General features: G+C 63.9%; 12 protein-coding genes and 1 other RNA gene. 7 read left to right on the top strand and 6 right to left on the bottom strand.

The features are described 5' to 3' along the window. The first annotated feature begins 576 nt into the window (after window positions 1-576). Together CK625_RS09515 and CK625_RS09510 are read left to right on the top strand one after the other, a co-directional pair. Complete coding sequence (locus CK625_RS09515; RefSeq protein ID WP_095540085.1) at window positions 577-1,341, top strand: DUF3944 domain-containing protein; 765 nt, start codon at window positions 577-579, stop codon at window positions 1,339-1,341. Then, a complete protein-coding gene (locus tag CK625_RS09510) occupies window positions 1,338-2,309 on the top strand; it encodes a hypothetical protein (protein WP_143326250.1) in 972 nt (323 codons plus the stop codon). Before CK625_RS09515 ends, CK625_RS09510 begins: the two co-directional genes overlap by 4 nt. 378 nt (window positions 2,310-2,687) lie before the next feature. Here CK625_RS09510 and CK625_RS09500 read toward each other — a convergent pair whose 3' ends face one another. The 6 genes from CK625_RS09500 to ompA form a co-directional block, all read right to left on the bottom strand. Further along, entirely contained in the window at window positions 2,688-3,239 is a 552-nt protein-coding gene (locus CK625_RS09500; protein WP_238945611.1) for a tyrosine-type recombinase/integrase, read from the bottom strand. Window positions 3,240-3,334: 95 nt separating this feature from the next. After that, window positions 3,335-3,707, bottom strand: a transfer-messenger RNA (tmRNA) gene (gene ssrA / locus CK625_RS09495). A 15-nt stretch (window positions 3,708-3,722) separates the two neighbouring features. After that, window positions 3,723-4,400 (bottom strand): phosphoglycolate phosphatase, encoded by a 678-nt coding sequence (gene gph / locus CK625_RS09490; protein WP_095540083.1) that lies wholly within the window; start codon window positions 4,398-4,400, stop codon window positions 3,723-3,725. A 22-nt stretch (window positions 4,401-4,422) separates the two neighbouring features. Further along, entirely contained in the window at window positions 4,423-6,147 is a 1,725-nt protein-coding gene (locus CK625_RS09485) for a hypothetical protein (protein ID WP_143326249.1), read from the bottom strand. A 243-nt stretch (window positions 6,148-6,390) separates the two neighbouring features. Further along, window positions 6,391-7,116, bottom strand: coding sequence for a bifunctional 2-polyprenyl-6-hydroxyphenol methylase/3-demethylubiquinol 3-O-methyltransferase UbiG (gene ubiG, locus CK625_RS09480; RefSeq protein WP_095540081.1), 726 nt, complete (start codon window positions 7,114-7,116; stop codon window positions 6,391-6,393). A gap of 142 nt (window positions 7,117-7,258) precedes the next feature. After that, window positions 7,259-7,948: an outer membrane protein OmpA gene (ompA, locus tag CK625_RS09475; protein WP_095540080.1), complete on the bottom strand. Its 690-nt coding sequence runs from the start codon at window positions 7,946-7,948 to the stop codon at window positions 7,259-7,261. A gap of 236 nt (window positions 7,949-8,184) precedes the next feature. Between ompA and gyrA the strand changes: the two genes are divergently transcribed. The 5 genes from gyrA (at window position 8,185) to pheA (ending at window position 14,776) form a co-directional block, all read left to right on the top strand. Then, window positions 8,185-10,929 (top strand): DNA gyrase subunit A, encoded by a 2,745-nt coding sequence (gene gyrA, locus CK625_RS09470; protein ID WP_095540079.1) that lies wholly within the window; start codon window positions 8,185-8,187, stop codon window positions 10,927-10,929. Between the two features lie 83 nt (window positions 10,930-11,012). Continuing rightward, window positions 11,013-11,660 carry an FMN-binding negative transcriptional regulator gene (locus CK625_RS09465; RefSeq protein WP_095540078.1) on the top strand — a complete coding sequence of 216 codons (648 nt, stop codon included), beginning with the start codon at window positions 11,013-11,015 and terminating at the stop codon, window positions 11,658-11,660. After that, complete coding sequence (locus CK625_RS09460) at window positions 11,650-12,456, top strand: alpha/beta fold hydrolase (RefSeq protein ID WP_095540077.1); 807 nt, start codon at window positions 11,650-11,652, stop codon at window positions 12,454-12,456. Before CK625_RS09465 ends, CK625_RS09460 begins: the two co-directional genes overlap by 11 nt. A gap of 39 nt (window positions 12,457-12,495) precedes the next feature. Next, complete coding sequence (gene serC, locus CK625_RS09455; RefSeq protein ID WP_095540076.1) at window positions 12,496-13,614, top strand: 3-phosphoserine/phosphohydroxythreonine transaminase; 1,119 nt, start codon at window positions 12,496-12,498, stop codon at window positions 13,612-13,614. Window positions 13,615-13,678: 64 nt separating this feature from the next. Continuing rightward, a complete protein-coding gene (gene pheA / locus CK625_RS09450; protein WP_095540075.1) occupies window positions 13,679-14,776 on the top strand; it encodes a prephenate dehydratase in 1,098 nt (365 codons plus the stop codon).

The raw sequence follows: 14,776 nt of genomic DNA, 5'->3' as shown, positions 1-14,776 counted from the left end.
CGCAGGCGTTGCTGAACCAGCAGGGTTTGAGCCACAGGGTCACGGCTGTTTTGATGGGTGCACAACCCGATACCAAAAACGCGCCTGTGTATGAGGCTCTTTAGAACAGCATTGCTCTTGAAGGCGCTTGCCATTTTCAAATGACTGTTTTGCATCGTGTAAATCATCTTTTGAGCCAGCCTGCCGTTGCATCAGCCCCCGAATTGGAACCAAACCTCCACTGATGCAAGCCTATGAGCCGACGGCTTCCCAATAGCCTGGGCATCGCGGCCGATGTGCTGATTGCGGAGGCGACCACAGGGTGTTCATCGAACACTGAGCTTGGCTTCTGCCAGGAACAATGTTGTCATGGGGTCATAGTCTTGGACAAGAAGTTGCATTACAACAGGGCAGTCTTTTCGGAAATCCAAAGATTTGATATGTTACAATTTTAACATTTCGCAGTTTTTATTGTTGCCTGAGCGGGTCGAACCGATAAGCCGCATAGTTCCGGTTGGAGGCTGTGGATTGGAGCAACTCGTTTCAAGCTGGTGATGCAACAACGCTTTTGTTTTTTGAGAAAGGAAGAAGGCCTGCATGGCAATCAAATACCGCGAAGACCCCGGCCTGAAGTTTCTGGCCATGTGCGACAACGATGATGTGTCCAATCTGGCGCAGATTCTGATTTATGACACCGATGGCGCGATGCGTCACACCAGCAGCATCCTGACCGATGAGGGCTTTGCCAAGCACCGGGATGATCCGCAAAAGTGGGTCAAGAGCTGGCAGATAGTGGCCGGTGAGCTGCAGTTGTATGGTGGCGACTCGGTGGTCAATCTTTTCCGCGGCACGGGTGTGCTGTACGAGGAAATTCTGTCCGACGTGTGCGAGCGCGTAGGCGTGAAGATGGGCGTCGAAGACAAAGAAATCGTGCAAAAGGAAGAAAAGCTCATCGAGTTTCTGGCCAACAAGGCCTGGGACAAGATGGATGAAGCCCAGCGGGCGGAGTTTTTGGAGAAGTTCCATCTGATCGAGCGCTGGAAGGAGGTCAGCGGCCTGTCGCCTGCGCGTTTGGCGCTGGCGTCGGGGGGCGCGATTGCCATGCTGCTGTACGAATATGTGGCAGGGGCCATGCTGGCTTCGCTGGGTGCAGGCTCGGCAGCCCGCTTTGCGGGGCCTGTGGCTGCGCAATTCATTGGTACGCGTTTGGGTGCAACTGCTTTTGCTGGCCCTTTGGCCGTGGTGCTTGGCGTGGCGCTGACGGTGCCCATGCTCTCTGGCGCAGCGTACCGTGTGACCATGCCAGCGGTGATTCAGATTGCCTACATGCGCAAGAAGTATTTGGAGAGGGACTTGTTTTGATTACGAACCTGACAGATTTGGTCACCAAGATCTGGGTCTTGGATGAAGGCTCCATCGGCGCCACCTTGCTGGAGGCCATGCAAAAGGACCAGGCGGTGATCTATGACGGCGTGGCATACTGGGCTGAAGGCAGTGGCAAGACGGGCATTATTCAGCACCTGAAGTTCACCGAGCACTCAGTGGACAACGCCAAGCAGCTCATGGAGCAGCTGCAGACGGTAGCGTCAGCTACGCAGAATGTGGCTCAGGCGGTGCAGAGTATGCAAAACGTGCTGATGGCCACACAAGTGCTGAGCAGCGTGGTGATCGTCGGCGCCATTGTGGTGCAGACCCAGTACCTGGGCCGCAAGCTGGATGCGATTCAGGACACGGTCGATGAAATCGCACAGACCCAGCATGAGCAGAGTCTGGTGTTCTACATGGACAAGATTAGCGACTACATGGGCTATGTGGAGTACGCGCGCAGTCTGCTGGAAGATCGCGCCATGGCAGCTGAAATCCGTGATGTGGCCAGCCCCTTGTTGGCGCATCTTGGCGGCAAGCGCAACCACATTGCATCGCTGGTGGACAACATTGCCGGTTATGTGAAGACCTGCGCAAGGGAGCGCAGCGAGAGCAAACACTTCAAGCTGATGCTGGACTTTATCCATATGCTGGTGGACATCCTGCCCGGCGCATTGCATGCCGAGCATCTGCTGGCCGCACGCATTGGCAAGCCCGCGCAGGCGCAGTCCATTTTGTGGAGCGGTAGCCAGAAGTACGAGCAGATGCTGGGCAGCTATCGCGGCCTGATGAACCAGCTCAACCGCGAGATGGTGGCCGGCACCCTGGGGCATCAGGGGGGGCAGGTGTTCATGGAATACAGGCCCAAGCTACAGGAGCTGCTGCAATCGCCTGTCAATCAGATGCTGTTGTTCAAGCAACAGGCCAAGATCGCGATGCAAAGCGCACCAAGTCTTGTGCTGTAACAGCGCCTACACAATAGCTGCAGGTGCGGTTTCACAGCAGGCGGCTACCTGCAACGTGCGACGTAACATGCCCGCCTCTGTTCCTGTGCTGGCTCTGGCCCGGCAGACTGTCGACTACCGGGCTCAGGGCATCGAGCTCGGGGCCTCTCTTCTGCAGGATGCAGTCGGTCGCACGGTGAGCGTTTCGCAGAACGCCAGTGCCCGGGCGTTGCTCGTCCACGCCTTACACGACCGGGTCAAGGCGCTCTGAAATACTGTCCACAAAAACAGGTTGATCGCTGCCGCGCTCAAGTCTTGGGCTGCTGCGGCACGGCGTAAGAACGTGAAGTCAGGGTGTCCCGGTTGTCCTCCGTCGGGTAAGGCGAGGCTGTCAAACCATCAGGCTCGCGTGCGCTGCAGCACCTTTGCGCCAGCGGCCAGCCTGCGCCCACCCAGCCAGGGGAACAGGTCACGCTCAAGTTGGCGCTTGGCCCGTGTGGCGTGGGCTGGGCTCCATTGGGCTTCTTGTTTCTCGAACCACTCCATGGCCACGGCCTGTAAGGTATCGCCTGCCGGGTTGCATGCCTTGAGCTTTTGCGCCTTGCGGGTCTGAATGGGGTCGATGCCCTCGGCCTTTTGCAGCCTGGCCGCATCACGGGCCTTGCGGGCATCGGCAAGGCTCACAGAGGGATAGCTGCCCAGCGCCAGCCGGGTTTCCTTGCCGCCAGCGTACAGCTTCATGAACCATCGCTTGCTGCCCGCTGGGGACACCTCCAGGTACAGGCCCCCGCCATCGGTCAGACGCGCCCGCTTTTTGTCTGGCGGGCACGCGGCATTTCGGCATTTGGCATCGGTCAGTATGAGCGTTCCCCGGTATCTTGTTCCCCGGTGGCCGGGGCAAAAATGGCTTTTGTTCCCCGATATGTTCCCCGGTCTTGCTCTGGCTGTCAATGTTCTTCCTTGTACTTCCCTGCTGTGTAATGCCTTGATTTGCCAATGAAAAAGGCCGCCAGGTGGTCTTTCCTGGCGGCCTTTGTACAAGGTATTGGTGGAGCTGGCGGGAGTTGAACCCGCGTCCGCAAGCCTTTGCCGGGCAGTTCTACATGCTTAGTGGTCTGTTTTGATCTCGCCGGGTCGATCGCGCAGCCACACGCTATCGATCAGGCCAGCATCCTTGGATCTCGCCACATGCCAAGATGCCCGGCATGCGGCCAGCTGATGTGAATTCACTTGCAGCCATCACCTTGCGGTTTTGGCCCAGCCCATCAGCGTGCTGTTGCAAGTCTCGCCGGATTTAGGCGGCGAGTGCGAAACGATCGTCGTTTGCAGTTAGTTTAGTGAATCGAGATTTACGAGCGTGACTCAAGCTCGGCATGCGCCACTCCAGATCCGTACCCACGTCGAAACCAGGACAGCCCCGAAGAAAAAGCGATTCTAGTCGATTCCCAGTTTTTGCAGAAGTTCCATCGGTGCCTGGATGCTGTGGTCGGCGGCCCATTGCGCGGGGTCTTCGCCTGGGGCGATGTAGCCGTACAGGGCGGCGATGGTGCCCATGCCGGCGCTGCGGCCGGCTTGCATGTCGCGCGGGTCGTCGCCGACGTAGATGCAGCGCGCCGGTGCGATGGCCAAGCGCCGGGCGGCTTCCAGCAGGGGCTCGGGGTGGGGCTTGGTGTGGGCGGTGGTGTCGCCGGCCACGAGCGCGGCGCAGTGCGCCAGCGCCGGGGTCTGGGCGACGATGGGGCGCGCAAAGCGCTCGATTTTGTTGGTGACGATGCCCCAGCGGATGCCGCGCGCCTGCAGCCGCTGCAGCATGGGCGCGACGCCTTCGAAAGGCTGGGTGCCTGCGCCCAGGCACTCGGCGTAGGTGTCGAAGAATTCATCGCGCAGCGCTTCGAATGCGGTGTGTGCAGGGCCTGTGTCCAGGCCGATGGGCAGCAGCCCGCGCGCGCCGCTGCCCACGTGGGGGCGATAGCGCTGCACGGGCAGGGCGGGCAGCCCGCGTCGGGCGCGCATCTGGTTCAGAGCCTGGGCCAGTTCAACGGCGCTGTCGATCAGGGTGCCGTCGAGATCGAACAAGACGGCGCGAATGTCTGGGTGGCGCAGCGGTGGCATGGCGGGTGTTGGGGCGGGTGCGTTATGGGGTGGTCACTGCCGGCAGGGCGGCGTTGGCGCTGCAGGTTTCGTCCAGCACGAGTTGAACCGTCTTTGTTGGGTGATCCAGCGCCTGGGCGCGCAGATAGCCGAAGAATGGGGTCGATGTGGAGGGTGACATCAATGTTTGGCTGAATGTGGGGCGCGGCAGCAGGGCATATCCAACAATGCGGCCATCTTGCTGGATGTGGATCAGGCGCGGGGTATGGCTGGTGCGGCGAGCGTGGGGCATGTCCTGAAGCTGGCCATTGATGCGCCAATACGCCGTTTGCGCAACCGCTTGGAGTTCGATGGTACTGGCGCTGCAGCGAGACTCTGGCGGGGGCAAAGGTGTTTGCCATTGCTGGTGTTTGGCCAGTAATGCGTAAGGCGGCTGGCCGTGCACGCCAAGGCCGTGGGCGATGTACCTTTGTGATTGCTCAATGCCGTACTCGGCAGAGAAGTGGATGAACGAAATGGCCTGGGCATCGCGGATGCCCAGCGCCATGGCCAGTGCGGCGCGTTCGCGTTCTCGGCGCATTGTGGCCAAATCGGGGGAGGTGATGGCGCGGAACTGGTAGGGCAGCAGCACGGCCAATGAGATGACGTAGATCACCAATGCAGTGCTGCGCATCGGCCATGGGGAGGAGAATCTGGCGGGCAGGCGTGCATACATCCAGAGCAGCAGTGCGATCCAGGCCAGCAGGGTCGATGTGGTATAGCGTGAGGCCATGGCGGCGACGAGGCCATAGCCCAGTCGGCCCAGTGCAGAGGCAAAGGCCGAGCCGCCGATGTAGACGATGAACATCAACAGCGCCCAGTGCAAGGCATTGGAGGCGCCCACGCCGAAATGGCGCATTTCATGCCACAGGGCCCACAGCGTCAGCACGGCAAACAGCAGGCCGATGGCCAGTGCTGCGCTGGATGCCCAGGGGCTGAGGTTGCTGATGTAGCGCACCGGGCTGCCAAAATAAATGAGTATGAACTGCAGCAGCTCCAGTGGGTGCTCAAGCAGATTGGCGCGCATGCCGTTGGGGTGCGGCGGTGTGTTCTCAAAGCCGTAGAAATACAGGCCTGTGGTGACAGCGCCCAGTATGCCCAGCGCCAGCGCTGCCCTGGGGCGGCGGCTGAGCAGCAGCCACAATGCCATGAGCGGCAGGGCCAGAATGCCATTGGCCATGGTCAGCGTGGCTGCCGCCCCCAGCAAGGCGGCCAGCCAAAACCAGCCAGCGCGCGCCGATTGCAGATAGCGCGCCAGACAAAGAAAAGCAGCCAGCGGCACCGCAAAGGCCTGGTAGACGTGGCTGACGAGCTCCCAAGTCAAGTTCTCGGCCTGTACCCAGGAAAACAGCGTGGCGCAGAGCAACAGCAGCCAGGCCTTCTTGGAGAGGATGGGGCGCTCGGCAATGAGCGGTGACTTGAACAGCTGCCAAAACAGTGCGATCAGGCAGCCAATCAGCAGGAAGTTGCACAGCAGCAGAAACTGGAAGCTGCCGAAGAAATGCATCTCGACCCAGTACAGCAGCCGAGAGAGCACGAAGCGGTGCTCATTGCCATGCTCCAGCCAGGCGCTGAGATCGCCAGTGGCGGCGTGCAGATAGAAGCCGTTGATGGCATGCCAGCTGTCCCACCAGGGCAGGCCGGTGTAGCTCTCGGTGACGCCGAAGATTGCCGTGCCCAACATCACGGTGAAATAGCACAGACTCAAGCAGGTCAGGATTCGGCGCATGGCAAGCTGCGTGGGAAATGGCATGGCTGTGGTGCTGTATTGGCTGGTGTGCGCAAGAGACCTGCACCCTCAAAGTCTCGGCGCATGGCAATTGGCGGGAAAGCGGATGGGGCGATGCGGCGCACGCAAACCGTGAGGGCGGGCTCGACTGTGCTGTGCGCCTTGCGTCCATCCCAAGCCACTTTCTGCTTGCTCGCGCTCAGACTTTGAACAGGCCCTTGGTCGGCGAGGGCGGGCCTGCCATCAGCCTGGCTTGCGTGCTGCCAGCATGTAGTTGACGTCGGTGTTGTCGCTGAGCCAGTAGCGGCCGGTCAAGGGGTTGTATTGCAGCCCCTTGCTGGCCTGTAGATCCAAATCGCTGCGGCGCAGCCAACTGCTCAGCTCGGCAGGGGTGATGAACTTGGCGTGCGAATGGGTGCCGCGCGGCAGCAGGCGCAGGATGTATTCGGCGCCGAGGATGGCAAACAGCCAGGATTTGGCGTTGCGGTTGATGGTGGAGAAGAACAGCCAGCCGCCGGGCTTGGCCATGTCGGCGCAGGCCTGCACGATGGCGGCAGGGTCGGGCACGTGCTCGAGCATTTCCATGCAGGTGACCACGTCGAACTGTGCGGGCTGCTCGGCTGCCAGGGCTTCGGCGCTGATGGCGCGGTATTCGATGTTGGGGGTTTGGGCCTCCAGCGCGTGCAGGCGTGCCACGCTCAGAGATTTGTCGGCCAGATCAATGCCCAGCACCCGCGCGGCGCCAGCGCGCGCCATGGCATCGGCCAGGATGCCGCCGCCGCAGCCGACGTCGACGATGGCCCGGCCTTGCAGACTGCCTGCGGTTTGCACGATCCAGTCCAGGCGCAATGGGTTGATGGCGTGCAGCGGGCGGAATTCGCCGTCAGGGTCCCACCATTTGTGGGCCAGGTCGGAGAATTTTTTCAGCTCGCCCGCGTCGGCGTTGTCTGGGAAGGGGGTGGAGTCCATGCGGCGATTATGCCCGCAAGCAGTGCTGCGAAAAGCGACTCAAGAAAGGGGGCTGTTCCCAGAGGAGGGCAGCGGGGCAGGGCGCAAAAAAGCCCCTGCAGGCTGGGCATGCAGGGGCTTTTGAATGGCGGCGGGGCCGGGATCAGCGCACGCGCTGCTCCAGTGCGGTGCCGACCACTTCGATTTCCACGCGACGGTTCTGTGCGCGGCCTTCGCGGGTCTTGTTGGTGGCCACAGGCTGCTTCTCGCCCTTGCCTTCGGCGTAGATGCGGTTGGCGTCGATGCCCTTGTTGACCAGGTAGGCCTTGACAGTGGCAGCGCGGCGCTCGGACAGACCTTGGTTGTACTTGTCGGAGCCGATGGAGTCGGTGTGGCCGGCAGCAACGATGACTTCCAGGCGGAAGTTTTCGGACTGCACGCGGCGGGCCAGCTCGTCGAGCTTGGCGCGGCCTTCGGGCTTGAGCGTGGACTTGTCGAAGTCGAAGAACGCGTCAGCAGCGAAGGTTTCCTTGATCCACTGGGGCTCAGGAGCAGGCGGAGGCGGGGGAGGCGTTTGCGGAGCAGGTTCCGGAGCCTTGGCAACCAGGGCGCCATCGCAGCCCAGAGCGGCGGTGGCGGGCGTCCAGAAAGCATTGCGCCAGCACAATTCGTTGGTGCCGTTGACCCAGATCAGCTCGCCGCTGCCGTTTTGCCAGTTGTCGATCACGTTGCCGCCATCGGCAGCTTGCACGCGAACTTGGGAGCCGTTGGCCAGGGTGGTCTGTGCGTGTGCGGCGGCTGTTGCGAGTGCAGCAGAGGCAAACAAAACCGCCACTTTGTTGAGTTTCTTCATAGTTCTCCTCTTGGGGGAAAGGGCCGCAGCCTCGCTGCGAAAAAAGAACGTTTTCGGTGCTTGCACCAAGAACGCTGGGGCCGATTGTGCCATAGCGCATTGCGCGCTTGCCACTGTTAATGCCCTGTGGCGCGGCACAAGGGCGCAAACTCGGCTGCTGTGTTGCTAGGCTGCAACATTGGGTGCAGGGCTACAATAGCCGGCTGTTTCTTATCTTGTGTACTTGCTGGGGTGTCATGACCGAATTTGCCAAAGAAACCCTGCCCATCAGCCTGGAAGAGGAGATGCGCCGCAGCTACCTGGATTACGCCATGAGCGTGATCGTGGGGCGGGCGCTGCCCGATGCGCGCGATGGCCTCAAGCCGGTGCATCGCCGGGCGCTGTATGCCATGCGCGAGCTGGGCAACGACTGGAACAAGCCCTACAAGAAATCGGCCCGCATCGTGGGCGATGTGATCGGTAAGTACCACCCGCACGGCGACAGCGCGGTGTACGACACCATCGTGCGCATGGCCCAGCCGTTTTCGCTGCGCCACATGCTGGTGGACGGGCAGGGCAACTTCGGCTCGGTCGATGGAGACAACGCCGCGGCCATGCGTTACACCGAGGTGCGCCTGACCAAGATCGCGCATGAGCTGCTGGCCGACATCGACAAGGAAACCGTGGATTTCGGCCCGAATTACGACGGCTCGGAGCAGGAGCCGCTGGTGCTGCCGGCGCGTTTTCCCAATTTGCTGGTCAACGGCTCGGGCGGCATTGCCGTGGGCATGGCCACCAACATCCCGCCGCACAACCTGTCGGAGACCATCAACGCCTGCCTGCACCTGCTGCACAAGCCGGAGGCGGACATCGACGAGCTGATGGAATTCATGCCCGCGCCGGACTTCCCCACCGGCGGCATCATCTACGGCATGAATGGTGTGCGCGATGGCTACCGCACCGGGCGCGGGCGGGTGGTGATGCGCGCCAAGGTGCATTTCGAGGACATCGACCGCGGCCAGCGCCAGGCCATCATCGTCGATGAGCTGCCCTACCAGGTGAACAAAAAGACCTTGCAGGAGCGCATGGCCGAGCTGGTGCACGAGAAAAAGCTCGAAGGCATCAGCCACATTCAGGACGAGTCGGACAAATCCGGCATGCGCCTGGTGATCGAGCTCAAGCGCGGCGAGGTCGCCGAGGTGGTGCTCAACAACCTCTACAAGCAAACCCAGTTGCAGGACACCTTCGGCGTGAACATGGTCGCGCTGATCGACGGCCAGCCGCGCCTGTGCAACCTCAAGGATTTGCTGCAAGTCTTTCTGGAGCACCGCCGCGAAGTCGTCACGCGCCGCACGATTTTTGAATTGCGCAAGGCGCGCGAACGCGGCCACGTGCTCGAAGGCCTGGCCGTGGCGCTGGCCAACATCGACGAGTTCATCCGCATCATCCGCGAATCGCCCACGCCGCCGGTGGCCAAGGCCGAGCTGATGGCGCGCAGCTGGGACAGCCAGATCGTCAAGCAAATGCTCACCCGCGCGCGCGAGGACGGCAGCGTGGTCAACGCCGACGACTACCGCCCCGAATCGCTGGGCCGCCAGTACGGCCTGGGGCGCGATGGGCTGTACCGCCTCTCCGAAGTGCAGGCCGAGCAAATCCTGGCCATGCGCCTGGCGCGCCTGACCGGGCTGGAGCAGGACAAGATCGTGGCCGAGTACAAAGAGGTCATGGCGCAGATCGAGGACCTGCTGGATATCCTCGCCAAGCCCGCGCGCGTGGCCGCCATCATTGGCGAGGAGCTGGCCGCCATCAAAGCCGAGTATGGCGAGACCAAGCTGGGCGCGCGCCGCAGCCAGATCGAATACAGCGCGCAGGATCTCTCCACCGAAGACCTCATCACCCCCACCGACATGGTGGTCACGCTCAGCCACACCGGCTACATCAAGAGCCAGCCGCTGTCCGAATACCGCGCCCAGCGCCGCGGCGGGCGCGGCAAGCAGGCCGCCAGCACCAAAGAGGACGACTGGATCGACCAGCTCTTCATCGCCAACACGCACGACTACATCCTGTGCTTTTCCGACCGTGGGCGGCTGTACTGGCTCAAGGTCTGGGAAGTGCCCGAAGGCTCGCGCGGCTCGCGCGGGCGGCCCATCGTCAACATGTTTCCGCTCGAAGACGGCGAAAAAATCACCGTCGTGCTGCCGCTCACCGGCGATGCGCGCACCTTCCCCGAGCACCTCTACGTCTTCATGGCCACGGCCAAGGGCACGGTGAAGAAAACCGCGCTGGCCGAGTTCAGCCACCCGCGCAAGAAAGGCATCATCGCCGTCTCGCTCGACGAGGGCGACTTCCTCATCGGCGCGGCGCTGACCGATGGCGCGCACGACGTGATGCTGTTCTCCGACGGCGGCAAGGCCGTGCGCTTTGACGAAAACGACGTGCGCCCGCTGGGCCGCAATGCCCGTGGCGTGCGCGGCATGAACCTGGAAGAAGGCCAGCGCGTGATCGCCATGCTGGTGGCCCAGGCCGAGGGCGACCCCAGCGCGCAAAGCGTGCTCACCGCCACCGAAAACGGCTACGGCAAACGCACCGCCATTGCCGAATACACCCGCCACGGCCGCGGCACCAAGGGCATGATCGCCATCCAGCAGTCCGAGCGCAACGGCAAGGTCGTCGCCGCCACGCTGGTTGGCCCCGAGGACGAAATCATGCTCATCACCGACACCGGCGTGCTGGTGCGCACCCGCGTGGCGGAAATCCGCGAACTGGGCCGCGCCACCCAGGGCGTGACGCTGATCGCGCTGGACGAAGGCGCCAAGCTCAACGGCCTGCAACGCATCGTCGAAAACGATGCCAACGGCGAGCGAGATGAGCGCGGCGAGGCGGGCGAAAGCGAGGACCAAGGCGCCGCAACCCAGCCACCGGCAGAGGGCCATGCTGGCGATGCCGCCCCCGATGCCGCTGGCGACGACGAGGCCAGCGATCCTGAAGGCGGCAGCGCCTGATGCGCTTTTCAGGGCTGCCGGGGCCGCTGGCCTTGGCAGCCCTTGCCGCATAGGCCGCCCCTTCCCCCAACCCCATTCAGGCCATGTACCAGCCGCGCCACTTCCAGCACAACGACACTGCCGCGCTGCACGCCTTGATGCAGGCGCAGCCGCTGGCCACACTGGTCACTCTGGCCGAAGGCGGCGCGCTGGAGGCCAACCACATTCCCTTGCACTTGAGCGCCGACGAGGGCGAGCTGGGCGTGCTGCGCGGCCACATCGCCAAGGCCAACCCGCTGTGGCGCGAGCACCCTGAAGGGGCCCAGGCGCTGGTGATTTTTCAAGGCCCGCAGGCTTACGTCAGCCCCGCGTGGTACGCCACCAAGGCCGAAACCGGCAAAGTTGTGCCCACCTGGAACTACATGGCCGTGCACGCCTGGGGCGCGCTGCGCGTGGTGCGCGATGCCGAGTGGCTGATGCAGCAAGTGCAGGCGCTGACGCAGCAGCAAGAAGCCGCCTTGGCCCAGCCCTGGAACGTGGGCGATGCACCAGCGGACTACATCGACGCCATGCTGCGCGCCGTGGTCGGCATCGAAATGGTCATCACCCGCCTGCAAGGCAAATGCAAGGCCAGCCAGAACCAGCCCGAGGCCAACCGGCAAGGCGTCATCGCCGGGCTGCAGGCCAACGGCACGGCCATGGCGCGCGAGATGGCCCAACTGATGCAAAGGAGCGCACCCCATGCCCCATGAGGTTTACGACGCTCGCCGCAGCCGCTATGTGGATGTGGGCGATGCCCGGCTGTTCGTGGCCGAGGCCGGCGACCCGGCCGGCGAGCCGCTGTTGCTGCTGCACGGCGGCCTGGGCGATGCCTACGACTTTCGCCGCATCGTGCCCGAGCTGCCGCAGCAGCTGCGCCTGATTGCGCTGGAGCTGCGCGGCCAGGGCCGCTCCAGCCGGGGCGCGGTGCCGCTGCGCTACGCGCAATACCAGGCCGACGTGCTGGCCGCGCTCGATCAATTGCAGATTGCCAGCGCCCGCGTGCTGGGCTTCAGCGATGGCGGCATCGTGGGCTACCGCCTGGCCGTGCATGCGCCGCAGCGCGTGCGCGCCCTGGTCACGGTGGGCTCGCAATGGCGGCTGCTGCCCGATGACCCCTCGCTGCCGCTGCTGCATGGCCTGAACCGGGCCGATTGGCAGGCGCGCTTTCCGGCCGTGGTGGCGCGCTACGAGGCCGGCAACCCCCAGCCCGATCTGGGGGCGCTGATCGAGGACATCCGGGCGCTGTGGCTGGACACCGACCCGGCCACCGGCTACCCCGGCGAGCAGGTGCGGCAGATCAGCGCGCCGGTGCTGATCGCCTGCGGCGACCGCGATCCGTACATGCCGCTGGACGAGGCCCTGGCGCTGCGCGAGCGCATCGCGGGCGCCGGGCTGCTGTGCCTGCCCTTTGCTGGCCATGGCGCCCACGTCGAAGCCAAGGCGGCCTTTCTGGCCGCCGCCAATGCATTTCTCACCCACCCCGAAGGCCGCCCGCGCCAGCGCTGAGCGCCGCAGGCCGCCACGTTTGTTTTTTAAACCCCGACCATGCCCACCAACGCCCCACGCCCCTACAACTTCTCCGCCGGCCCGGCCGTGCTGCCCGAAGAAGTCCTGCACACCGCCGCCGCCGAAATGCTCGACTGGCACGGCAGCGGCATGGGCGTGATGGAGATGAGCCACCGCGGCCCCGAGTTCATCGCCATTTATGAAAAAGCCGTGCGCGATTTGCGCACGCTGCTGGCCGTGCCCGAGCATTTCAAGATCCTGTTCATGCAAGGCGGCGGCCTGGGTGAAAACGCCTTCGTGCCGCTGAACCTCTCGCGCGGCGGCGTGGTGGATGTGGTCGTCACCGGCGGCTGGAGCCAGAAATCCCTCAAGGAAGCGGCCAAATACGCCACCGCCCGCTGCGCCGCCAGCGGCGAAGCAGGCGGCTTTACCGCCATTCCTGAGCCTGCCACCTGGCAGATCAGCAAGGGTGCGGCCTATCTGCACATTTGCAGCAACGAAACCATCCACGGCGTGGAATTCCACGAGCTGCCCGATCTGGCCGCGCTGGGCGCGGACATTCCGCTGGTGATCGACTGCTCCTCGCACATCGCCTCGCGCCCCATCGACTGGCGCCGCGTCGGCCTGGCCTTTGCCGGGGCGCAGAAAAACCTTGGCCCTTCGGGCCTGACCATCGTCATCGTGCGCGAGGATTTGATCGGCCACGCCCTGCCCATCTGCCCCAGCGCCTTCGATTACGCCACCGTGGCCAAGAACGATTCCATGTACAACACCCCGCCCACCTGGGGCATTTACGTTGCTGGGCTGGTGTTCGACTGGGTGCTGCGCCAGCAAGAAGGCGATTTGACGGGCCTGGCCGCCATCGAGGCGCGCAACATCCGCAAGGCCGGCAAGCTGTATGACTTTCTGGACGCCAGCAGCTTTTACCGCTGCCCCGTGCAGCCGGCGGCGCGCTCGCGCATGAACGCGCCGTTCTTCTTGGCCGATGAAAGCCGCAACGCCGATTTCCTCGCCGGGGCCCAGGCGCGCGGATTGTTGCAGCTCAAAGGCCACCGCTCCGTGGGCGGCATGCGCGCCAGCCTCTACAACGCCATGCCCGAGGCCGGCGTCGATGCGCTGATTGCCTATTTGCGCGAGTTCGAGCAGCACGCGGCATGATGCAGGGTGGCCCCTGCCGCCCAAGCCGATTTGTCCCCCCACCCCTTTGCATGAGCCAGAGACCATGACCGAACCCGTTGCCACCCCCGAGCTGCTGGCGCTGCGCCAGCGCATCGATGCGCTGGATCGCCAACTGCTTGAGACGCTGAACCAGCGCGCGCGGGTGGCGCAGGAGGTCGGCGAGCTCAAGAAGAAGGAAGGCAGCAGCTTCTTCCGCCCCGACCGCGTGGCCCAGGTGATCGAGAAGATGCAGGCGGCCAATGCCGGGCCGCTCAAGGATGGCCACGTCTCGGCCATCTGGCGCGAGATCATGTCCGCCTGCCTGGCGCTGGAGTCGCCCCAGCGCGTGGCCGTGCTCGGGCCCGAGGGCACGTTCTGCGAGCAGGCCGCGCTGCAGTACTTTGGCGGCGCGGCCGACATCGTTTATTGCAACAGCTTCGATGAAGTGTTCCACGCCACGCTCTCGGGCAATGCGCAGTACGGCGTGGTCGGGCTGGAGAACTCCAACGAAGGCGTGGTCACGCGCTCGCTGGACTTGCTGCTGCAATCGCCGGTGCACATGGTCGGCGAGGTCAGCCTGCAGGTGCGCCACAACCTGCTGCGCCTGCGCAGCGATGCCCAGGGCATCGAGGCCGTGCTGGCGCACCCGCAGGCGCTGGCGCAATGCCACGCCTGGCTGGCCAAGCACCTGCCCCATGCCGAGCGCAGGCCCGTCTCCAGCAACGCCGAGGGCGCGCGCCTGGCGGCCACCAACGAGGCCTGGGCCGGCCTGGCCAGCGAGCGCGCGGCCACGCAATTCGGTCTGCACATCGTCGCCCCGGCCATTCAGGACGATGCCTACAACCGCACCCGCTTTGGCATCATCTGCCTGCCGCAGACCATGCCCATGCCCGAGCCCAGCGGGCGCGACTCGACCAGCCTGGTCATCGCCGTGCCCAACCGCCCCGGCGCAGTGCACGACCTGCTCACGCCGCTGAAAAGGCACGGCGTGTCGATGACGCGCTTTGAATCGCGCCCGGCGCGCACCGGCCAGTGGGAGTACTACTTCTACATCGACATCGACGGCCACCCAGGCCAGCCCGAGGTGGCCGCGGCGCTGCAGGAGCTGCGCGGGCTGAGCGCCTTCTTCAAGCTGCTGGGGGCCTACCCCGTCAAGGACTGA

Origin of the sequence: Vandammella animalimorsus (assembly GCF_002285265.1) — a bacterium.
GTDB lineage: Bacteria > Pseudomonadota > Gammaproteobacteria > Burkholderiales > Burkholderiaceae_C > Lampropedia.
This window is presented reverse-complemented; position numbering and strand designations above follow the sequence as displayed.